This is a genomic window from Marivirga arenosa (genome assembly GCF_030503895.2).
GTDB classification, from domain to species: domain Bacteria; phylum Bacteroidota; class Bacteroidia; order Cytophagales; family Cyclobacteriaceae; genus Marivirga; species Marivirga arenosa.
The window spans coordinates 345,436-366,707 of record NZ_CP129970.2 but is presented as its reverse complement, the minus strand read 5'-3'; the positions used below and the strand labels follow the sequence as shown (position 1 = coordinate 366,707).

Here is a 21,272-nt window from a genome sequence, read left to right as displayed (position 1 = left end):
TTAGTGGGCTTTCCTCTTTCCAAAAATTTTACTTCCAATTCTAACCATAGTGCTTCCTTCTTCAATTGCAATTTGATAATCACCACTCATCCCCATAGAAAGTTCATGTAGGTTTAGTTTATCATCATTATACTGCTTGGAGATTTTATCAAATGTCTTTTTTAGACTTTTAAATTCTCTTCTAATTTTATCTTCATCATCAGTGAAAGTAGCCATACCCATAAGGCCTTTTACTTCTATATGTTCCATTTCCTTAAATGCATCTGAGGATAGTAATTCATCCAACTCCTTTTCATCTAAACCGAATTTACTTTCCTCTTCCGCAATATGCATTTGTAATAATACGGGTATAACGCGATCAATCTTCTTGCCTTGTTTATTTATTTCTTTTAACAGACGAACGCTATCTACAGAATGAATTAAATGCACAAAAGGTGCTATGTACTTTACTTTGTTTCTTTGTAAATGGCCAATCATGTGCCATTCAATATCTTTTGGCAAGTCTTCTGCCTTGTCACAAAGTTCCTGTACTTTATTTTCACCTAAGGCTCTTTGACCCGCTTCATAAGCTTCCATTAAATCTTCTTTTGGTTTTGTTTTACTAACCGCAATCAGTTTACAATCGCCAAGTGTTGATTTGATTTCTTGTAAGTTTTCCGCTATACTCATATATTGATTTTTTAAGATAAACTTTATCTTATCATATGATAAAGTTATTTTTATGTATATCTAATGTTATATATTTGCTTAAAGAACTACTTTTTAATAATTAATTTCAAAGTTAAAAGTTTAAGCGTTAGCATTAATGATTAATTAACTTTTTGATATCAACCTAATAATAAATGACACTGCTAGGCAACCTCATTAAACAAGGGATACGAATTCGAGAGAGTTTGGATCAGGATTATACTCCTCCATTTGAATTGCAAAAAACTGAATTCAGAAAATTGATAATTGCTGCTAGAAATACACAATTTGGCAAAGCATATGACTTCTCAAATATTTTAAAATCATTAAAAAAACATGAGCATAAATCTTTTTACGAAGATTTTAAAAGTCATGTCCCAGTTCATGATTACAATAAGATGTTTGAGAATTGGTGGCATAAATGTTTGGATGGAGAAAAGGACGTGACCTGGCCAGGAACCATTAAATATTTTGCTTTAAGTTCAGGTACTTCAGGTGCAAGTTCAAAACATATCCCGGTATCATCTGAAATGGTAAGAGCTATTCAGAAGACGAGTGTTCGCCAAATTTTGTCTTTGTCCAGATATGAAGGTTTGCCTTCTTCAGTATTTGAAGGCGGAACGCTAATGGTAGGAGGAAGCACTGATTTACAGGATAATGGAAATTATGCGGAAGGTGATTTAAGTGGAATTACAACTTCAAATTTACCCTTTTGGTTTCAACGATTTTATAAGCCAGGCAAAAAGATATCCAAGAAAAAAGATTGGGAAGAAAAGCTGGATCAAATGACTTTGAAGGCTAAAGATTGGGACATAACTATCATAGCAGGTGTGCCCGCTTGGATTACTATTTTGATTGAAAAGATAATCAAACATTATAATCTGAAAAACATACATGAGATCTGGCCTAATTTTGAGATTTATGTGCACGGAGGTGTAGCATTTGAACCTTATAAAACTGGTTTTAAGAAGTTGCTAGGTAGAGAAATCAATTATATAGAAACTTATTTAGCCTCAGAGGGATTTATAGCTTTTCAAGCCAATCAAGGTGTAGATAGCATGAAATTGGTTTTGAATAATGGTATATTCTATGAATTTGTTCCTTTTGTAGAAGAGAATTTTGATGATGATGGTAATATTGTAGATCATCCAGAAACTTTAATGATTGATGAGGTAGAGGAAAATGTTGAATATGCTTTGTTAATTTCTACTTGTTCTGGTGCGTGGCGTTATTTAATAGGAGATACCATTAAATTTGTTTCAAAGCCAGATTCAGAAATTATAATAACAGGCAGAACTAAGCATTTCTTAAGTCTCTGCGGTGAGCATTTGTCGGTAGATAATATGAATCATGCTCTTCTTGATGTAGCCAAAGAAATGAATTTTGATTTGAAGGAGTTTACGGTTTTGGGTGTAAAACATGGTTCCCTTTTTGGACACGATTGGTATATTGGAACCGATACACCGGATGTTAATGAGGGTGAATTGAAGGAAAAGTTAGATGCAAAGCTTAAGGAAGTAAATGATGATTATAAAGTTGAGCGAATTGCTGCATTAAAAGATATCAACGTAAAAGTTTTACCTAATAAAGTGTTTATTGAATTTATGGAATTAAAAGGAAAAGTGGGTGGACAAAATAAATTTCCAAGAGTGTTGAAAGGGGAAAAACAATCAGATTGGAATAATTATTTAAGTGAGATTGGAGTAAATTAATATGTTAGCAGTAATTTCTAAGGGGATCTTATTTGGATTATTACTGGCCGTAATGTTAGGGCCAGTTTTTTTTGCGCTTATTCAAAATAGCATTATTAAGGGATTTAAGGTAGGTATTTACATGGCTATTGGTATAGCGGTGGCAGATACTTCTTACATTTTTTTAATGTATTTTGGAGTTAGGCTTTTTCAAAATAATGATGTTGTGTCCTTTTGGATGGGAGTATTAGGAGGATTAATCATTCTTATTTCAGGTATATTGAGTTTGAGAAAGAAAACTATTCATTTGGAAAGTCAGGAAGTGAATACTCAAAGGACAAATTTCTTTAAGCAATTTGCGAAAGGGTTTATATTAAATGGGATCAATCCATTTGTTTTGTTATACTGGTTGGGTGTAATGACTTTAGTGACTAAAAGCTATGGTTACACTCAAACTGAAGTTATTGTATTCTTCTCTGGAATTATAGGAACTCTTATCATCACAGATTTTTCAAAAGTTGCTCTTTCTCATAGGCTCCGAACCTGGGTAACGCCTAAGCGATTAAATGTTTTAAACAAAATAGTAGGGGTAGCACTTATATTGTTTTCATTTAGGCTCTTTTATCATGCCGTAGAACATTATAATTTTTAGATATGCGTAAGTTCTTGTTTTCTCTCTCGATTGTATTCTTTTTAGTAAGTTTTGATGCCTTTTCTCAAAATCTTGATATTAGTTCGGCTTATCAAAATGATGTGAAAATCAGAAAGACAGGAATGGCAATCTTAGGAAGTTGGGCCCTTGTAAATATAGCTTCTGGAGCAATAGGAAGAAGTAGTGGGGTTGGGCAAAATGCTTATTTCCACGAGATGAACTTAATGTGGAATTTAGTGAATTTAGGAATAGCGGGTGCGGGATATTATTTTACTGCTACTGGTGATATGCCATCAAATGCTTCTGATTTACTTTCTGATCAAGTTACGTTTCAAAAAACTTTACTTTTTAATGCGGGTTTAGATTTAGCCTATATAGCAGGGGGCTTTTATTTGTTAGAAAGAGCTAAAAATACCACGAGCCGGCCTGAGCGATTAAGAGGATATGGGAAATCAATAGTTTTACAAGGTAGTTTTCTATTCGCCTTTGATTTGATCTTGCATACCATTCATACCAATAAAAGCAGCCAAATTTCAGACTTTTTATCGCATGTTTATTTCCAAAACAACCAAATTGGAATAGTAATGGGATTGTAAAAAGCTCCCATTTTAATGAGAGCTTTATTTATTGTTTACCATGTAGGTGTTTCTTTATTTAAGAATGCAGCAATTCCTTTTTTACAGTCTTCTGAAGCTCTAGCTTTAGCATTTTGTTCAGCAGCATATTGTAATCCTTCTTCAAGTCCTTTTTCTTGCACCTCTGCAATCATTTGTTTGGTATAAGCCATAGATTGACCTGAATTGTTTTGAATGAGTTCTTGTGCAAAATCATAAACAGTTTCTGAAAGTTTATCGGCTTCCACAACCTCATTTACTAAGCCCATATTTTTAGCATCATTTGCTTCATATAGTCTTCCAGATAATAGTAATTCTTTAGATTTACCTTCTCCGATTTTTCTTAATAAAAATACTTTTACAATCGCTGGAATGAAACCTATTTTAACTTCTGTATAACCAAATTTCGCATGAGGTACAGTGTAGGAGAAATCACAAACGGTTGCTAAACCACATCCTCCTGCTAATGCATGACCTTGAATTTCAGCAATTACAACTTTTGGATAAGTGTATATTTGATAGAAAAGCTCTTTTAAATGGTTGGAGTCCTCCAAATTTTCCTCATAAGTATTGTTTTGCAGTCCTTGAATGTAGGCTAAATCTGCACCGGCACAAAAAGCTTTACCTTCTGCTCGCAATACAATTACTTTTGCATCATCATTTTCTTTTAGTTCCGAAAAGGCTTGTTTCAACTCTCCAACAAATTCGTAACTAAGTGCATTCCTTTTGTCTGGTCGGTTTAATGTGATAAAACCTATTCTGTCTTTAATTTCAATTTTCGTAAATTCCATAGTTTATAATTTCCATTCAAAAGCACCTTTTTCTGGCACGATATAATAGTTTATCTTTTCTTCCTCAAATTTAGTTTTAAAGTTTTGAATCTTATAATAGTTATTAGAAGCATCCACCACAATCTTCATTGCATTAAATAGTTCTAACAACTGATCAACTGATTTAGGCGCATTATTACTCACAATTAATAAGTCAACTTCAATAGGTTTTGATAATCTTATTGTTTTGTCTACAGGTTCATACCAATGAGAAACAACTTTGTTATTCCAAACAGTGAACTTTACACCTTTAAAATCCTTAAAGATTTTGCTTTGATTATCATTATTGAATTTTTCAGGATTGAAATCAACTAATCCTGCTTTTAATTGGCTAGGGTAAATATGAAATCTTATTTTGTTTTTATTTTGTACTAGATCCTCTTCAATTTTTAAATATTGTTTATATCCATTTTTAACAGATAGCGCATGTTCCTTCGAAGTGTCATAAACCGTAATTTTTTGCTCAGTAAAATTATAATATTGTCTTGAAGTTATGCTGCCAACCAAAAGTATAAGTGGAATTACTATCGTTTGAAAATAAGCCAATTTCTTTTCTGCTATGAAAAGTGCTAGTAATAATATAATACCGTAAATCAGCCAGCTTTCAAAAGTCGACAAATAGACTCCTTCTATGGTATTATGGGGTAGGTAATCTAAGCTGAAAACAAGGTAATTTATGAGTTGAATAAAGTGATCTAAAAAGAAGCCAATCCATTTAGCAGCAAGTTCCCAAAATGAAAAAACCAATAGTATTATAGTTCCATTTAGAATGATAAAAGAAGCTGGTATTACCACTAAATTTGACAAAAAAAAGTAGGTAGGGAATTGATGAAAATACAATAACCCAAGAGGTGCGGTCACTAATTGAGCAGCAATGGATACACAAGTAATAGCCCAAATTTTATCCCATATCGCTTTTTTAAACTGCATGAGTTTATAAATCTTTGGTTGAAAGAAAACAATTCCTAAAACGGCTAAATAGCTTAATTGAAATCCTACAGAAAAAATTAAAAATGGATTTATGCATAATAATGCAAAAGCAGAAGCGGCTAATGTATTGTAGATATTAGTTTGCCTTTTCATGGCTTGCGCTAAAATGATAAAAGTGAACATCATAGCAGCCCTTTGAACGGAGGGCGAGAGCCCAGTTATAAAGGCATAGCCCCATAAGATTAGAATGTTAATAGCAGCAAACAAAAACCTCTTGCCTTTTCGGTTACGCCATTTCTTTAAGGCGAATGAAATGATCAAATATATTATACCAACATGCAATCCACTAACGGCCAAAACGTGCATTGCTCCCGCTGTTGCATAAGCAGTTTTCAGCTCTTGATCAAGATCATCTTTAATGCCTAAACTTAGTGCTTTAGCAATTGCAAGTGATTGAGGATTAGTGATGTATCCTGTCATCTTTTTTTCAAGAATAGAAGCGGTTTTGATGGAATAGGAGGTTATTATATTAGCTGAATTAGCAGTTTTTCTTATCCAATGCGAACTTGGGATGTATTGTTGATGAAAGACCTGCTGAAAGCTTAAAAATCTTTTATAATTAAATTCTGATGGATTTTTTGGTCCTTCTAATTCAGATAAAGGGGACTTTACAATAAGGATGTCGCCATATTCTAAAGTTTTTGAACTACTGTCCTTTTGAAAATACAGCATAGCTTTGCCTGATATATCAATCCATCTATTCGCTATTTTTACTTTAGTTAGCTTGCTTTTATATCCAAAAGTCTTGTCAGTTTCTTTAGCAGCGCTAATAAGCGTAACTTTGAAGGCTTTTATTTCTTTTGTATCAATCTTTGAAAGATGGTTTCTTTCGTGCTTCTCTGCTTGTTGATAGGTGTTTATAAAACCAAAAGTAAAACAAAGTGCAAATGCAATAATTGCATTTACAATAGATTGTGAGTGATTAAAATTAAGGCCTCTTTTAAGAAATAAAAAATAATATAAAAGTGAAAGGATAAGGAATATCACAGTGGTTACTGTAATAAGATAGGGGAGAAATGCACCTGCTATGATACCTAAGGTCATGAAAATTACAAATCTCACAAAAGCATAACGATTCCAGGCTTGGTTCATATACTAAAGTAATTAATACTTTTTTATTTTGGAAATAAGAAGATACATGAGTTTAAATGGAAGATGAATCATTAATTGTATTCAACAGATAATACTTCAATAGACTTATTCCATGAAAATATTAGCTAATTCCTGACTTTTTCATGTTTCAACATTAGTTTTAATTGCATACCTTAATATTTATAGGTTAGCATTACATTATAAATCCAATTTTTTATACATTAGGATGTTGTTTTAAGCTTCAAACCTTATGAATTTCATAAAATTTATTTTCTCTTTTCTTATTTCATTAGTTTTAATAGTAGTCCTTAACAATAAGTGGGGGCAGGTACCACCCATGGGAAAGTTTCTGGATCCTTATAATGGGTTCTGGGCTAATTCGGAAAATACGAATATTCCATTTGACGAATCTCCATCAATTGAAAGTTTAAAGGAGGATGTCAGCATTTATTATGATTCTATTTTGGTGCCTCATATTTATGCTAAAAATGATCATGATCTTTATACAGCACAAGGTTTTGTAACAGCTCAAAATCGGCTTTGGCAAATGGAATTTCAAACGCATGCAGCAGGAGGAAGGATTTCAGAAATAATTGGGAAAGATGCATTGGATTTTGATCGCTACCAAAGAAGAAATGGTTTGCTTTACGGAGCAAATAAAGCAGTTAAAATGATGGAGGAAGATCCTATTATTGGCCCTTTATTAGATGCTTACACAAAGGGTATTAATGAATATATTGCTTCCCTTAGCTATAAAGATTTACCTGTTGAATATAAACTGTTAGACTATAAGCCTGAAAAATGGACGAAGCTAAAATCAGGTTTATTATTAAAATATATGGCGAATGATTTGGCTGGTGGCGATAGCGATGCTGAAAATACTTACTTATTGAAAATGTTAGGAAAGGAGCGATTTGATTTCCTATTTCCTGATCGATACAAAGATTTTGATCCCGTAATACCAAAAAGCAAAGTTTGGGATTTTGAACCTAAATCCGTTGAAAGACCAGATTCAGTAAATTTCCCTTTAGTATTTCCTGATGATAAAGCTCCTCAGCCAGATCCTCAAAATGGTAGTAACAATTGGACAGTGAGTGGATCTAAAACTTCTACAGGAAAACCAATGTTGGCTAATGACCCTCATTTGGCTTTAAATTTACCTTCTATTTGGTATGTTATGCATTTGAATTCACCAACAGTAAATGTTTTTGGATCAACTCTTCCAGGTGCATTAGGTGTAATTATTGGGTTTACAGATAGTGTTTCGTGGGGCGTTACCAATGCCACAAGAGATGTAAGAGATTGGTATCATATTACCTTTAAGGATAGTGAAAAGAAAGAGTATTTTTATAATGGAAAATGGCTAAAAACTCAAAAGATAATTCAGGAATTTAAAATTAGAGGAGCTGAAAACTACATTGACACAATCTATTATACTCATCATGGTCCTATTGTGTACGATGAAACCTTCAGACCTGGAAATAGTAAAACAAACTTTGCACTTAGGTGGACCGCACACGATCCATCAAATGAACAGCTAACTTTTCATAAGTTAAACAGAGCTAAAAATTATGATGATTATGTTGAGGCCTTAACTCATTATGATTGTCCTGCACAAAATTTTGCTTTCGCTGATGTTCATGGTGATATCGCACTTTGGATTAATGGTAAATTTCCTTTAAGATGGGAAGAGCAAGGGAAATTCATTATGGATGGATCAAGAGCAGATATGGATTGGGCAGGTTTTATCCCTCGATCGCATAATGCATTTATGAAAAACCCAGAGCAAGGGTTTTTAAGCTCAGCTAATCAAATCCCAGTAGATAGTACATACCCTTATTATCATTATGATAGAGGCTTTGAGCATTACAGAAATAGAAGGTTAAATTCTAAATTGGAGACTTTACAAAACATCACAGTTGAAGACATGAAGCGTCTGCAAAATGATAACTTTTCTTTATTAGCAGCCGAGATATTACCCACTATGTTGGATAGCCTAAATAGAGGGAGTCTTAGCGAGCCCCAAAAGACTGCTTTTGATGCCTTATCAAATTGGAATTTCATGGCTGATGAAGATGCAGTGGCTCCCGCTTATTTTGAAATTTGGTGGGATGAGTTATACAGAAATCTGTGGGATGAATTTTATGGTTTGGAAGCCACTGTAAGAAGACCAGAATTACCAGTAACGGTAGAGCTCTTAAAAGAACATGCTGATGATCCATTTATTGATAATAAAAGCACTGATGTAAAAGAAGATGTAAATGCCTTATATCTTCAAAGCTTTCAATTTGCAGTAGATTCAGTTGAAAACTGGAAAGCTTCATCAAAAGCTAATTTAACCTGGAGTAATTTTAAAAATACGACTGTACAGCATTTAGCTAGATTGGCACCTTTTAGCACTGATAGTATACAAATAGGGGGTAATCGACATATTTTAAATGCTACCTCAGGTAGACACGGTCCTTCTTGGAGAATGGTGGTTTCTTTAGAAGAGCCAATAAAAGCTTTTGGAGTATATCCTGGAGGCCAATCAGGAAACCCTGGTAGCTTTTTTTATGACAATCTGATTGAAAAATGGAGCAATGGTGAATACTATGAACTAGATAATAGCACTATTGCTTCAGATTTACATAACATTATTTTTACCCAAACTTTAACTCCTCAAGAGAAATGAAATTTATCATTAGAACGATAATTATTATTGTAGCATCACATTTTTCTTTAATGTATTTCCCATGGTGGTCAATAGCAGTTTGTGCATTTTTTGCCGGTGCCATTGTAGCAGGGAAAAATCTAAGCACATTTTTTAGTGGCTTTATAGGTTTAGGACTATTGTGGTTAGTACAATCTTTTTTAATTCATACTGAATCGAGTGGCATACTTTCAAATAAAATCGCGGAGATTTTTACTTTGAATGATGGTATTTATATGGTTTTGATTACCGGTCTTGTAGCTGCTTTGGTGGGCGGTTTTAGTACTCTAAGTGGTTTTAGATTCAGGAGAATTTTTATGAGAAAAAAGGACAGAGGGTTGTATAGATAAAAAAAGCAGTTCATTTGAACTGCTTTCATTTTGTAATTCGAAAATGAATATTACTGCATTAAATTCACACCTGAAGCTACAAATTTATAATCTAATTTAGCTTCCGTTATTTGGGCTATTTCCTCTTCTGATTTGCCAGCATCTTCAGCGAAGTGTTTTAACGTAGCTACGTCTGTTTCTTCTCTTTTTGCTACACCATGCATTCTAACAGTTTTTCCTGCTAAATCCTTAGGCATGAAAAAACCATAATCTTTGAAAGTAATTCGCATGGATTCACCATTTGGTAATTTGGCAGTCATCCAACATCCTTTAGCTTGACAAACTTCAGTAACCGTAATTTCAACAGTTGCATTTAATGAATCACTTTCATTCATATGGTTCACTAAATTATTCAAAGAGGTTAAGTCTTCTGTGTTGAAGGCTTCTCCTAAAAAGCTTTCTTCATTTGAATTTTGAATAACTTCTTCCGAGTTAACAATTTCTTCAGAAGTTGTATTGACTTCTGTTTCATTTTTCTTTTGTTCAGTACAACTGTACAGGCCGTAAATAACTACAATAATAGCTAAAAGTGATTTTTTCATAAGTTTTTAATTTTAAAATACGAAGGTACTTTTTATTGCGTTAATAAAAAAGATTAAAAAGCATGCAACTTTTTTGTCTTTGGCATAATCATTGTAATGAATATTATCAAAAGAGAGCAAAATGGAAAAGAGTAAAAAGATCGGAAGAAATTTACTATTAACATTAGGAGTTATTGTAGGTATTTTGATTTTCCTTCTAGGTTCAAAATTCAATTCAAATTTTGGACATGCTCAAAAAGAATTTGATAAAAAGGAACATGTAATTGATTCCAATCCCATAGTAAAAAAGTTTTTTAGTTAGTTTTAGTGATTAGTTGGTTAATGTGAAAAGGTGCTTTTTAGCACCTTTTTTTATTTGATTTTGAAAAGATTGACTTAATTTATTCCTTCCCAATCCAAAAGCTGTAATTTTGCAGCTTAAATAATTTTGTGATTCTTCAATCAGATTAAAATATAAATCAAATTATGTCAGAATATCAGTTCAGAGAAACCGAGAAAAAATGGCAAACCTACTGGGAAGAGAATAAAGTATTTAAGGCAGCAGATGACTTTTCTAAGCCTAAATATTATACTTTGGATATGTTTCCTTACCCATCAGGAGCAGGTTTACATGTTGGCCATCCTTTGGGTTATATTGCTTCAGATATTGTAGCCAGATACAAAAAGCAGCAAGGTTTCAATGTATTACATCCAATGGGCTTCGATTCTTTCGGACTTCCTGCTGAACAATATGCTATTCAAACGGGTCAACATCCTGCTGTTACCACTGAGCAAAACATCATACGATATATTGAGCAATTAAAAAATATAGGTTTTGCATACGATTGGGATAGAGAAGTAAGAACTAGTGACCCGTCTTTCTATAAATGGACTCAGTGGATATTTATGCAGCTTTTCAATAGCTGGTATGATTTAGTGGATGATAAGGCTAGACATATATTGGTACTTGAAGAGCACTTTGAAAAAACAGGGAACCAGTTAGTAAAAGCTGCTTGTGACGAAGATGTGGAAAGTTTCTCTGCTGAAGATTGGTTTAATTTTTCAGATGAAAAGAAACAAGAGATATTACTAAAATACCGAATAGCCTATCTTTCAGAAGCAGTGGTGAACTGGTGTCCGGCTTTAGGTACAGTGCTTTCAAATGATGAGGTTAAAGATGGATTTAGTGAAAGAGGAGGACATCCGGTAGAGCGTAAAAAGATGATGCAATGGAGCATGAGAATTTCTGCTTTTGCTGACCGATTATTGCGAGGACTTGAGGATTTAGATTGGCCGGAACCCGTTAAAGAAATGCAAAGAAACTGGATTGGTAAATCAGTTGGGGCTCAATTAGCATTTCAGTTAGAAGATAGTGATGAAAAGATTGAAGTTTTCACCACAAGAATAGATACTATCTACGGTGTCACCTTCATGGTTTTGGCACCAGAACATGATCTAGTTGAAAAGATAACAACTGATGATCAGAGAAAAGAAGTTGAAGAATACGTAAATGTGGCTAAAAACAGATCGGAGCGAGAGAGAATGACGGAGGTGAAAAGAGTTTCCGGTGCTTTTACGGGGGCCTATGCTATTCATCCTTTCACTAATGAAAAAATACCAGTTTGGATCGGAGATTATGTTTTAGCTGGTTACGGTACTGGAGCAGTGATGGCTGTACCATCTGATGATGATAGAGATAAAGCATTTGCAGAGCATTTTGAGCTTCCAATTGTTGAGGTAGTTGATGAACATGATAAAATAATCAATTCAGATTTCTTAACGGGCTTAAGCATTAAAGATGCGCAAATGAAAGCTATCGATTATATGCGCGATAAAGGTATTGGGTATGCTAAAATAAATTACCGTATGCGTGATGCTATTTTTAGTCGTCAGCGCTATTGGGGGGAGCCCGTTCCAGTATATTTCAAAAATGGAATTCCATATTTATTAGAAGAAGATCAATTGCCTTTAGAATTACCTGAGGTGGATAAATATTTACCAACTGAAGATGGTGAGCCACCTTTGGCAAGAGCCAATAACTGGAAAACTGAGGATGGTTTTGAATTAGAAAAGAGTACTATGCCAGGTTGGGCTGGTTCGAGCTGGTACATGTTCCGCTATATGGATGCTAACAACAAAGATCACTTTGTGGATGAAAATAAGCAAAAATACTGGCAGAATGTAGACTTATATATTGGGGGTTCTGAGCATGCTACGGGTCATTTATTATACTCGCGTTTCTGGACTAAATTTCTTTATGATTTAGGTTTCCTAAGTGTTGATGAACCTTTCCAAAAAATGATTAATCAGGGAATGATCCAGGGGAGATCTAATTTTATATATAGAGTTGAAGGCGAGAATAAATTTGTTTCTCATGGCTTAAAAGACCAATATAAAACTCAAGCACTTCATGTTGATGTGAATATTGTAGACAATGATGTATTAGATATTGAAGCATTTAAGAAGTGGAGACCTGAAAATGAAAATGCGGAATTCATATTAGAAGATGGTAAATACATCTGTGGTGCTGAGGTTGAGAAAATGTCCAAATCCAAATACAATGTAGTGAATCCGGATGATGTGATTGAGAAGTATGGAGCGGATACTCTTCGTTTGTATGAAATGTTCTTAGGACCATTAGAGCAATTCAAGCCTTGGAATACAAATGGTATTGATGGAACTCATAAATTCTTAAAGAAATTCTGGAGATTATTCCATGATGCAGAGGGTAATTTCAAAGTGAATAATGCTGAACCTAGCAAACAGGAATTAAAAGCATTACACCAAGCTATTCAGAAAGCGGAATATGATATTGAGAATTTCTCTTTTAATACATCAGTTTCTACTTTCATGATATGTGTCAATACGCTTACTGATTTAAAATCAAATAATAGGGCAGTTTTAAGTGATTTGGTTAGAATTATTGCACCATATGCACCACATATTTGTGAAGAATTATGGCATTTATTAGGGAATGAAGGTAGTGTTTCTGAAGCGGGCTGGCCACAATTTAATCCTGATTTTGTAAAAGAAGATGAGCATACTTATCCGGTTTCAGTTAATGGGAAGCATAGAGACAATATGACTTTCGCTTTAGAAACTCCAAAAGAAGAAATTGAAAAGGCAGTGCTTGAGAATCCTAAGGTTCAAAAATGGATTGATGGGAAGCCTATCAAAAAAATGATTATCGTTCCTAAAAAGATTGTTAACGTAGTAGTTTAAAATAAATAGGTAGGTTTTTAGCCTACCTTTTAATTTTCTGATATATGAAAAGTAGTGCAGTTGTTCATGAATATTACAAAAGGGTGTTTGATGATTATACCGTTTTGGTGCAGGTAAACCCTATCAATTTTACGGGTTTAGAATTAATTATTCATCCTGAAGGTAAAATCGAGAAAACTAAAATGGAATTTGATGAACATATTAAGGAAGATTTGGAACACGATGATTTTCAAAGCACAACCGCTTTAGAATTTAATTTGTACTTAAAAGGATTAGTTAAATAGCCATTAAAATAAATAATACTTCACATTATTATTTCAGATAAAATCTATAATTATGCAGTATTAGGGTGTGAAATCGTATAAGTTCTAATATGCAAAAATCTAATGCCATTGATATTCTTCAGAAATACTGGGGCTACGAAGCTTTCAGGCCCATGCAGGAGGATATCATTGAATCGGTTCATTCAGGTTCAGATACTTTGGCATTATTACCCACCGGAGGAGGAAAGTCTATTTGCTTTCAAGTCCCTGCTCTTATGTCGGAAGGTTTATGCTTGGTGATTTCTCCTTTGATTGCTTTAATGAAGGATCAGGTTGAGCAATTGAAGAAAAGAAATATTCCTGCTGCAGCAATTTATTCTGGAATGACCTATCGAGAGATAGATATATTATTGGACAATGCGGCCCATGGCGCTTATAAGTTTCTCTATATCTCTCCTGAAAGACTTAAAACTGAATTATTTGCTGAACGAGTTAAAAAGATGAACCTCAATCTTCTCGCAATAGATGAGGCACATTGTATTTCTCAGTGGGGATATGATTTCCGTCCTCCCTATTTAGAGATCAGTAATTTCAGAGAAGTTTATCCAGATTTAACCTGTATAGCGCTAACGGCCACGGCAACTGAAGAAGTTAAAATAGACATTCAGGATAAGCTTAATTTTAATAAGGCCAATGTATTCCAAAAAAGCTTTGCTCGCGATAACTTATCCTATTCAGTTCGGAATGTTGATAATAAAGAGTCTAAGCTATTTGAAATATTAAGCAAAATCCCAGGAAGTTCAGTTGTATATGCAAGAAATAGAAGACGGACAAAAGAAATAGCGCAATCCTTACAAAAGAATGGCTTTGCAGCAGACTATTATCATGCAGGATTATCCCAAGCAGACAGAAATGTAAAGCAAGATGCGTGGTTAAATAATAGGACTAGAATAATTGTAGCCACTAATGCTTTTGGAATGGGGATCGATAAGGCAGATGTACGGACCGTTATTCATTGGGAGTTGCCAGATAATTTAGAATCTTATTATCAAGAAGCAGGTAGGGCAGGAAGAGATGAAAAACCAGCTTATGCAGTTGCACTATTTCATAAGCAGGATTTTAAAGAAATGGAAGAGCGTTTTGAACTGGCCCATCCTGATCTGGAATTCCTTAAAAAATTATATCAATCACTGGCTAATTACTTTAAAATCGCTATTGGGTCTGGTGAGATGCAAAATTATACCTTTGAAATTTTAGATTTTTGTCAGCACTATCAATATGAGGTTTATAAAGTGTTTAATGCTTTAAAAATTCTGGAGGAAGAAGGCTTTATTCAGTTGAATGAACAGTTTTACAGACCTTCAGCTTTGCACATCAATATGGATTATAAGGATCTATATGCATATGAAATTGCTAATGCAAAATTTGAAAAGCTCATTAAAACGGTTTTGAGAATTTATGGCGGGGAGCTTTATCAGCAAGTCATTTTTATAAATGAATTACAAGTAGCCAAAATGGCTGAGATGAGCCCCTATGAGGTGGTAAAGCAATTAAATTATCTGAATAAAGAAGGGGTTGTGGATTATACTCCTAAATCAGATTCACCACAGCTAACATTTCTGCAAGCACGCTTAGATGCTAATAAATTACCTATTAACAAAAAGAGGTTAGAAGAACGCAAACAGAGTAAATGGGCTAAGTTAATGGCAGTAAAAAATTATACTGAAAATGAATTGGTTTGTAGAACCTTGAAATTACTTCAATATTTTGGTGAATATAATGATCAGAACTGCGGGGTTTGTGATGTCTGCCTGAGTAAAAAGAAAGATAAAGTTCAAAATAGCAATTTAGAAAATCTTGTGATTCAGTTACTTGAAAATGGTGAAATGACAATTGATCAAATTGCTGAAAACATCAAAGACCATTCAAAGGAAGAGGTTATTTCCATAATTCGGCTATTAGATGATGAAGGAAAGTTAAGAATTAGTAAATATGGGACCGTTACTTTATAACATAGGATTTAGAGATTTAATACAATATTTAATGAAGTATTACTTTATATATACTTTGAGTTAAAAATTATATAGATGATCAGACCTGCACTTTTTTTCTTGTTGTTAGTTTCATTATTAAGCATTTCTTCATGTACTGAAAAGGAGAATGATGAAACCACAATTATTTTTGATAAGGATGTGAATATTGATAGTGTCAAGATTTATTATTTTGATTTGTTATCACAGAAACAGATTCAAATTCCAAAATCAATTAATGAAAATACTGATATAATTTTAGATATTAAATCATCAACATATGCCAATTTAGAAGTAAATGATTCACTTTATAATATTTATTTGGAACCTGGATTTAAAATAAGATTTTCATTTTTGACTAATGATAAGAAGAAACCAAAAAACGATGCCGAATTATTTCAATCTTATTTTAGAAAGTTGAAAACTATCTTTGATAATAATTATGGATATGATTTTTTAAAATTGGATTTTAACGCTTTTAAAAAAAGAAATAGTTTCATAGAAAAATCTTTTAATAGTGTAATTAATGATTTTAATAATGAAAATTTTAAAAGAGTATTAGTTAGCTATTTTGAGACAAAAATGGCACTCCAAAAGCTTTTTTACGCAACGGTAAATTATGATTTGAAATCTGAATTGAATGAGGAAACCCAATATTTATTAAGTAGTGATGATTATAAAATTTCAGATCTTGAATTTGGCAATAATAATATTGATGCAAGTGCTTTTTTAGATTTATATATTAATTCTGTTATCTATCCTCAGATATCAAAAAACAATATTTCAGAACCCGATAATCAACTGCTGAAAGCAATTGGAGTAATAAAAGCGGCTAATGTTGATCCAAAGATGAGAGAATGGCTAATTGCTCAATCTATATACTTAAAAATTTTATCCTCTGGCTTGGATAGTGTCAATATTTCAGCTCTGGAAAATTTTCAAATTGAGTTTGAAAATTCAAATTTTATGACTTCGTTAAAGGAGCTAAAATCAGAAGCAGAAACCCTTAATCCTGGAACTCTAATTCCTAATTTATCAGGTATAACCAAAGATTCAACCTTGGTTTCGCTACATGATTTGAAAGGAAAACTAGTTTATTTAGATATTTGGGCAACGTGGTGTAAACCATGTATAATGGAAATTCCATATTCAAAAAAACTAGAGAAGCATTTTCAAGATGATAATATTGAGTTTGTCTATCTTTCAGTTGATAAAGTTAAAGCTGATTGGAATGACTTTCTGATCAAGCATAAATCCGCTGGTTTACATTTGCTAGCTAAAGATAGAAAGAAAGTTTATAAAGAATTGAGGCTTTATGGTATTCCTCATTACATTTTGATTGATGAAAATAGCCAAATAATAGATGCCTATGCACCTAAGCCGTCTAATTCTGAATTATATAAATTAATAAAGCAAAATCTTAAGTCGGTCGTAACAGTACAATAATTTATCGAGTAAAGCTTGATAAAATAATCTAATGAGTGATTTTTGTTTCAGCCTTGCGAATAAATATATTAAATTCGCATAACTATATAAATAAAATTTTCTCATGATCACGATTGCTAAACCAGAAGTTGCCAGAGCCATTTCCTTAGAATTATTAGATGTTGGAGCTATAAAGATCCGTCCCAATGAACCATTTAAGTGGGCATCAGGTTGGAACTCACCAATTTACTGTGACAATCGTTTAGCATTATCATTTCCAGAAACTCGAACAATCATTAAGCATTATCTAGCAGACGTAATCAGATCTACCTATCCTGATGCGCAAGGTATTGCAGGTGTTGCAACAGCGGGTATTCCACAAGGAGCCCTAGTAGCTGAATCATTAGATTTACCTTTTATGTATGTTCGTTCTAAGCCGAAAGGTCATGGAATGGAGAATCTCGTGGAAGGTAAAATAGAAAAGGGACAAAAGATAGTGATGGTGGAGGACTTAGTTTCAACAGGAGGGAGCTCAATAAAAGCTGCAGAAGCTATTAAAGCGGCAGGAGCAGAAGTACTAGGTATGGCAGCAATTTTCACATACGGTTTTGATGTGGCTCATGAGAATTTTAAAAAGGCAGAGATAAAATTGGTTTGTTTAAGTGATTATACTCATTTGTTAGATGAAGCATTGGCAAAAAAATTAATTCAGCCGGATGAACTTGAAACCCTAAGTGAATGGAGAGAAAATCCTTCAGAATGGGGCAGATAAATCTTAAGCCAGCTATTAAGCTGGCTTTTTTTATAGACTTTTCTCTCTTATTGCTTTTCTTAGATTAGGAATAATAATAGCAAGCATAATAATTGCTACTCCTGCCCATTGTAATGGAGTTACTTCTTCTGCGAGAAGCCAGCTAGAGAAGAAAACAGCAACGGGTAACTCAGCAGAGCTCAAGATGCTACTCAAACCAACCCCGGTTTGTGGAATTCCATAAGCAAAGAATAGGGGTGGAATTACCGTTCCGAATAATGCGAAAATCAACCCCCATGACCAAAGTCCTTCACTCAAACTTCCATTCCATAAAAATTCAGGAGGAAAAAATATAAATATAAAGATACAAGAGCCCGTTATCATCATTGCGCTTTTCTGCACTGGAATTAGTGCATTACCCACTCTGCCGTTTGCCCAAATAAATACTGCATAGAAAAAGCCAGCTAGAAAACCATAACCTATGCCTTCCAAACTAAAGGGGATGTTAGTAAAATCATAAACATTACCTGCTAAATAGGTTCCTAGCAAAATGAAAATTACTGATATCCACTGAGTAGCAGTTGGGAATTTCTTATGAATAATAATCTCTAGCAAAAGACTAATCCACGTAAATTGCATCAATAATAAAATCCCTATTGAAGCAGGTAGTTCTTGAATGGATTTATAATAACATAAACTTACTAAACCTGTACTGATACCAGTAATCAATACTTTCCAACTATTTCTCCATGTGAATTTGAACTTGATTTTCTGAAAAAGTGCTCTTCCTGCAAGTATTAGCCACAGTATAATTGCTCCAAAAAATACTTGTGCTCCAGTTACTTCAGCCAAAGAAAAGCCTTCGGAATAAGAAATCTTTACTAAGGTAGTGAGTACTCCAAAGCTACAGGCACCTAAAAATACTAATATTGCTCCTCTAAACATTCAAATCAAAATTTGGGTGTGCAAAAATGAGGAATTTATTAAGAATATTAAATCTGAAAAGATATTTAGTTTTGATTCTTGATTTCTGGTTGATCTTTTGCTGCGTATTCAAAAATATCATTTCTAGCATAATGTCCAATTACATCGAAATCCATTTTAGCTCTTATAATTTCATCATGATCAACTTCAGCTGTCAATAAACCTTCTTCATTATATAAGGGGCCGGCTAAAACTTTTCCCAAAGGAGATACGATTACACTTCCGCCTCTTGATAATATTTCAGGTCTATCTTCAGCTAATTGCTTCTGTAAGTGTTCAGGATAATCAGTTTTTCGAATCAGTTGATTTGCTCCGATTACATAACAACGGCCTTCACAAGCAATATGAATCATACTGCTATTCCAGCTATCTCTGCAATCAGCAGTAGGGGCAAGGTAGATTTCAACACCTTTTTGATACATTGACATTCTGGCTAAAGGCATATAGTTTTCCCAGCAAATTAATCCGCCAATTTTACCCAACTCAGTATTAAATGTAGTGAGAGTTGACCCATCGCCTTCTCCCCAAATTAAGCGCTCCGCAGCAGTAGGCTTTAATTTTCTATGTTTCCCCATTAATTCACCCTTGGGTGAATAGTATAAAATTGTACAGTAAAGAGATTTGCTAACAGTATCTTTTTCAGTGACTCCGATAGAAATAAACATACCAAATTCCTTAGCCCACTCAGCAATTTTTTTGGATTCTTTTCCCTCAGCTTCAATGCTATTGTTCCAGTATTCTTTAAATAAATCTCTGCCTTCTTCTGTTCTGCTGCCTACCACAGTTCCAAACCCTAAACCTGCAGGATAAACAGGGATAAAACTCTCGGGGAACACTAATAATTTCACATCCTGCTCAGCAGCTTTCTTAATCCAATTATATATAATATCTAATGTTTTTTCTTTATTAAAAATGGATGGAGTAGCCTGCACACATCCTACTATAAATTTCTTTGCCTTCATTCGATTAAGTTTATTTATTGAATATTTCTAATTGTCTTGGCAATAGCTGGAATGATTTTCTGTGATGTTCAGTGATTCCAAATTGTTGAATCCCTGTCCTGTGCTCTTTTGTTGGATATCCTACATTTCTTTCCCAACCATAGTGAGGATACTGCTCAGCAAGTTCTCGCATTAAATTATCCCTGTATTCTTTTGCTAAAATTGAAGCTGCAGCAATGCTGAAGAATTTACTATCACCTTTAATAGCACAATGATGAGGAATTTCTTTGTAGGGCGTAAATCGGTTCCCATCTATTAATAAAAAGTCTGGTTGAGTTTTGAGTTGATCCAGAGCTTTATGCATGGCCCAAAAGGAAGCTTTCAAAATATTAAGCTGGTCTATTTCTTCAGGACTACATTCACCTATTGCCCAAGCTATACTTTCTTCCTTAATTAAATCCACTAATTCGGCTCTCTTTTTAGAATTTAGTTGTTTGGAATCAGTTAAGTAAGAATGAGTAAAGTTTTTAGGTAAGATAACGGCAGATGCGACAACGGGTCCAGCCAAACATCCTCTGCCTACTTCATCGCAACCGGCTTCAAAACTATTTTCTTTATCGTAAAATGCTTTTAAACTCATTTTTGTACTTTAAATAAATAACTTAATCCCATTGCTATAAAGCTTTGCTGGTATTCAACAGTATTGAGCTGCTGAATTAAATCAAAACCAGCTGAAAGATCAAATTGAAGTTTAGGATTTATTAAATAAGTAAAGCCTCCATCAAAATAATTAAGAGGCGTTAATACCTCTGATTTAAAACCATAAATTTCAGCAAACACGCTCAATTTCTCATTAATACTATAGCCTGAATTTAAAGTATATCGTAACCTTCCGAAATCATTAAATCCTTTGTCATAGCCTAAATTTGCCATTACATACCAAGCATCATTTAATGTGTATTTTGAAGAGAGTTGTATTCTGTAAAAACTATTGTTAAGGAATGTTTCAGGAGCGAATGTATTAAAACCATATTCCACCACCAAAGCAGTTTGTGGGGTTAAGCCTGCTTCATTTAATAAGTTGAATTTAGTCCCTATCACTACAGGACCTGAGAAACTTCTCCAAATAAATTGTGGACTAGTGCCCGCTTCTAATAATCTTTCGCTTTGATAAGTTTGGCCTAATCGTAACTCCCATCCATTAGTCAAACCATATTTTATTAAGGTATTATTCCAGTTAATTAATTGTAATCGGTCTGTGGGATTTACAGTACTATTTTCAAAGGAAAATCCACCCTCTATTTGAAAGTAACCTCTAGGGATAGTAGCTGAATACTCTGAAAATCCAGGTCTATCGGTAGTAATCGATATGCTGTCTTCCTGAGCAATCACTAGCACTGATTGAATTACTAGAATAAATGATAATATAGTTCTCATTGCTATTAGATTTCATGCAAGTTAATAAAAATTGAATATTCAAAAATTATTCAATTTCGGG

19 protein-coding genes are annotated in these 21,272 nt (G+C 33.6%); 11 read left to right on the top strand and 8 right to left on the bottom strand.

Translation table 11 applies throughout. The annotated features are described in order from the left end of the window. Entirely contained in the window at window positions 1–669 is a 669-nt protein-coding gene (locus QYS48_RS01550) for a YggS family pyridoxal phosphate-dependent enzyme (protein ID WP_308357242.1), read from the bottom strand. A 173-nt stretch (window positions 670–842) separates the two neighbouring features. Between QYS48_RS01550 and QYS48_RS01545 the strand changes: the two genes are divergently transcribed. From QYS48_RS01545 to QYS48_RS01535, 3 genes are read left to right on the top strand one after another with little or no spacing between them, the layout of a single operon-like run. Beyond that, window positions 843–2,399, top strand: coding sequence for a GH3 auxin-responsive promoter family protein (locus QYS48_RS01545; protein WP_308357241.1), 1,557 nt, complete (start codon window positions 843–845; stop codon window positions 2,397–2,399). 1 nt (window position 2,400) lies between these two features. Next, a complete protein-coding gene (locus QYS48_RS01540) occupies window positions 2,401–3,030 on the top strand; it encodes a LysE family translocator (RefSeq protein WP_308357240.1) in 630 nt (209 codons plus the stop codon). Between the two features lie 2 nt (window positions 3,031–3,032). Next, a complete protein-coding gene (locus QYS48_RS01535; protein WP_302127014.1) occupies window positions 3,033–3,626 on the top strand; it encodes a hypothetical protein in 594 nt (197 codons plus the stop codon). A gap of 35 nt (window positions 3,627–3,661) precedes the next feature. On the opposite strand, the gene QYS48_RS01530 is transcribed toward QYS48_RS01535, so the two are convergent. After that, window positions 3,662–4,435 carry an enoyl-CoA hydratase-related protein gene (locus QYS48_RS01530; protein ID WP_308357239.1) on the bottom strand — a complete coding sequence of 258 codons (774 nt, stop codon included), beginning with the start codon at window positions 4,433–4,435 and terminating at the stop codon, window positions 3,662–3,664. A 3-nt stretch (window positions 4,436–4,438) separates the two neighbouring features. Continuing rightward, window positions 4,439–6,556 carry a ComEC/Rec2 family competence protein gene (locus QYS48_RS01525; RefSeq protein WP_308357238.1) on the bottom strand — a complete coding sequence of 706 codons (2,118 nt, stop codon included), beginning with the start codon at window positions 6,554–6,556 and terminating at the stop codon, window positions 4,439–4,441. A 250-nt stretch (window positions 6,557–6,806) separates the two neighbouring features. Between QYS48_RS01525 and QYS48_RS01520 the strand changes: the two genes are divergently transcribed. Together QYS48_RS01520 and QYS48_RS01515 are read left to right on the top strand one after the other, a co-directional pair. After that, window positions 6,807–9,230 (top strand): penicillin acylase family protein, encoded by a 2,424-nt coding sequence (locus QYS48_RS01520; RefSeq protein WP_308357237.1) that lies wholly within the window; start codon window positions 6,807–6,809, stop codon window positions 9,228–9,230. Further along, the gene (locus QYS48_RS01515) at window positions 9,227–9,598 is read left to right on the top strand and encodes a hypothetical protein (RefSeq protein WP_308357236.1); all 372 of its coding nucleotides are present in this window, start codon (window positions 9,227–9,229) and stop codon (window positions 9,596–9,598) included. The genes QYS48_RS01520 and QYS48_RS01515 overlap by 4 nt, the downstream gene beginning before the upstream one ends. Window positions 9,599–9,648: 50 nt before the next feature. Here the strand turns inward: QYS48_RS01515 and QYS48_RS01510 are convergent, their stop codons facing one another. Further along, complete coding sequence (locus QYS48_RS01510) at window positions 9,649–10,179, bottom strand: DUF4920 domain-containing protein (protein ID WP_308357235.1); 531 nt, start codon at window positions 10,177–10,179, stop codon at window positions 9,649–9,651. 121 nt (window positions 10,180–10,300) lie between these two features. Between QYS48_RS01510 and QYS48_RS01505 the strand changes: the two genes are divergently transcribed. The 6 genes from QYS48_RS01505 (at window position 10,301) to pyrE (ending at window position 17,870) form a co-directional block, all read left to right on the top strand. Then, window positions 10,301–10,480, top strand: coding sequence for a hypothetical protein (locus tag QYS48_RS01505; RefSeq protein ID WP_302099641.1), 180 nt, complete (start codon window positions 10,301–10,303; stop codon window positions 10,478–10,480). Window positions 10,481–10,644: 164 nt separating this feature from the next. Continuing rightward, window positions 10,645–13,380, top strand: a complete 2,736-nt coding sequence (leuS, locus tag QYS48_RS01500; RefSeq protein WP_308357234.1) for a leucine--tRNA ligase — start codon at window positions 10,645–10,647, stop codon at window positions 13,378–13,380. 44 nt (window positions 13,381–13,424) lie between these two features. Beyond that, window positions 13,425–13,664 carry a hypothetical protein gene (locus QYS48_RS01495; RefSeq protein ID WP_302099642.1) on the top strand — a complete coding sequence of 80 codons (240 nt, stop codon included), beginning with the start codon at window positions 13,425–13,427 and terminating at the stop codon, window positions 13,662–13,664. Window positions 13,665–13,753: 89 nt separating this feature from the next. Further along, window positions 13,754–15,655, top strand: a complete 1,902-nt coding sequence (locus tag QYS48_RS01490; RefSeq protein ID WP_308357233.1) for an ATP-dependent DNA helicase RecQ — start codon at window positions 13,754–13,756, stop codon at window positions 15,653–15,655. Window positions 15,656–15,730: 75 nt separating this feature from the next. Then, window positions 15,731–17,119 (top strand): TlpA disulfide reductase family protein, encoded by a 1,389-nt coding sequence (locus tag QYS48_RS01485; protein WP_308357232.1) that lies wholly within the window; start codon window positions 15,731–15,733, stop codon window positions 17,117–17,119. A 103-nt stretch (window positions 17,120–17,222) separates the two neighbouring features. Then, window positions 17,223–17,870 (top strand): orotate phosphoribosyltransferase, encoded by a 648-nt coding sequence (gene pyrE, locus QYS48_RS01480; protein ID WP_302099648.1) that lies wholly within the window; start codon window positions 17,223–17,225, stop codon window positions 17,868–17,870. A gap of 30 nt (window positions 17,871–17,900) precedes the next feature. Here pyrE and QYS48_RS01475 read toward each other — a convergent pair whose 3' ends face one another. From QYS48_RS01475 to QYS48_RS01460, 4 genes are all read right to left on the bottom strand, one after another. After that, on the bottom strand, window positions 17,901–18,794 hold the full coding sequence (locus tag QYS48_RS01475; protein ID WP_308357231.1) for a DMT family transporter: 894 nt from the start codon (window positions 18,792–18,794) through the stop codon (window positions 17,901–17,903). A gap of 65 nt (window positions 18,795–18,859) precedes the next feature. Then, entirely contained in the window at window positions 18,860–19,795 is a 936-nt protein-coding gene (locus QYS48_RS01470; protein ID WP_308357230.1) for a carbon-nitrogen hydrolase family protein, read from the bottom strand. A 10-nt stretch (window positions 19,796–19,805) separates the two neighbouring features. Next, a complete protein-coding gene (locus QYS48_RS01465; protein WP_302099650.1) occupies window positions 19,806–20,414 on the bottom strand; it encodes a ribonuclease HII in 609 nt (202 codons plus the stop codon). After that, window positions 20,411–21,211: a transporter gene (locus tag QYS48_RS01460; RefSeq protein WP_302099651.1), complete on the bottom strand. Its 801-nt coding sequence runs from the start codon at window positions 21,209–21,211 to the stop codon at window positions 20,411–20,413. Before QYS48_RS01460 ends, QYS48_RS01465 begins: the two co-directional genes overlap by 4 nt. Between the last annotated feature and the right edge of the window lie 61 nt (window positions 21,212–21,272).

Coding starts and splice junctions, on each gene's coding strand:
- QYS48_RS01550 (WP_308357242.1), bottom strand. CDS start 669: ATGAGTATAGCGGAAAACTTACAAGAAATCAAATCAACACTTGGCGAT.
- QYS48_RS01545 (WP_308357241.1), top strand. CDS start 843: ATGACACTGCTAGGCAACCTCATTAAACAAGGGATACGAATTCGAGAG.
- QYS48_RS01540 (WP_308357240.1), top strand. CDS start 2,401: ATGTTAGCAGTAATTTCTAAGGGGATCTTATTTGGATTATTACTGGCC.
- QYS48_RS01535 (WP_302127014.1), top strand. CDS start 3,033: ATGCGTAAGTTCTTGTTTTCTCTCTCGATTGTATTCTTTTTAGTAAGT.
- QYS48_RS01530 (WP_308357239.1), bottom strand. CDS start 4,435: ATGGAATTTACGAAAATTGAAATTAAAGACAGAATAGGTTTTATCACA.
- QYS48_RS01525 (WP_308357238.1), bottom strand. CDS start 6,556: ATGAACCAAGCCTGGAATCGTTATGCTTTTGTGAGATTTGTAATTTTC.
- QYS48_RS01520 (WP_308357237.1), top strand. CDS start 6,807: ATGAATTTCATAAAATTTATTTTCTCTTTTCTTATTTCATTAGTTTTA.
- QYS48_RS01515 (WP_308357236.1), top strand. CDS start 9,227: ATGAAATTTATCATTAGAACGATAATTATTATTGTAGCATCACATTTT.
- QYS48_RS01510 (WP_308357235.1), bottom strand. CDS start 10,179: ATGAAAAAATCACTTTTAGCTATTATTGTAGTTATTTACGGCCTGTAC.
- QYS48_RS01505 (WP_302099641.1), top strand. CDS start 10,301: ATGGAAAAGAGTAAAAAGATCGGAAGAAATTTACTATTAACATTAGGA.
- leuS (WP_308357234.1), top strand. CDS start 10,645: ATGTCAGAATATCAGTTCAGAGAAACCGAGAAAAAATGGCAAACCTAC.
- QYS48_RS01495 (WP_302099642.1), top strand. CDS start 13,425: ATGAAAAGTAGTGCAGTTGTTCATGAATATTACAAAAGGGTGTTTGAT.
- QYS48_RS01490 (WP_308357233.1), top strand. CDS start 13,754: ATGCAAAAATCTAATGCCATTGATATTCTTCAGAAATACTGGGGCTAC.
- QYS48_RS01485 (WP_308357232.1), top strand. CDS start 15,731: ATGATCAGACCTGCACTTTTTTTCTTGTTGTTAGTTTCATTATTAAGC.
- pyrE (WP_302099648.1), top strand. CDS start 17,223: ATGATCACGATTGCTAAACCAGAAGTTGCCAGAGCCATTTCCTTAGAA.
- QYS48_RS01475 (WP_308357231.1), bottom strand. CDS start 18,794: ATGTTTAGAGGAGCAATATTAGTATTTTTAGGTGCCTGTAGCTTTGGA.
- QYS48_RS01470 (WP_308357230.1), bottom strand. CDS start 19,795: ATGAAGGCAAAGAAATTTATAGTAGGATGTGTGCAGGCTACTCCATCC.
- QYS48_RS01465 (WP_302099650.1), bottom strand. CDS start 20,414: ATGAGTTTAAAAGCATTTTACGATAAAGAAAATAGTTTTGAAGCCGGT.
- QYS48_RS01460 (WP_302099651.1), bottom strand. CDS start 21,211: ATGAGAACTATATTATCATTTATTCTAGTAATTCAATCAGTGCTAGTG.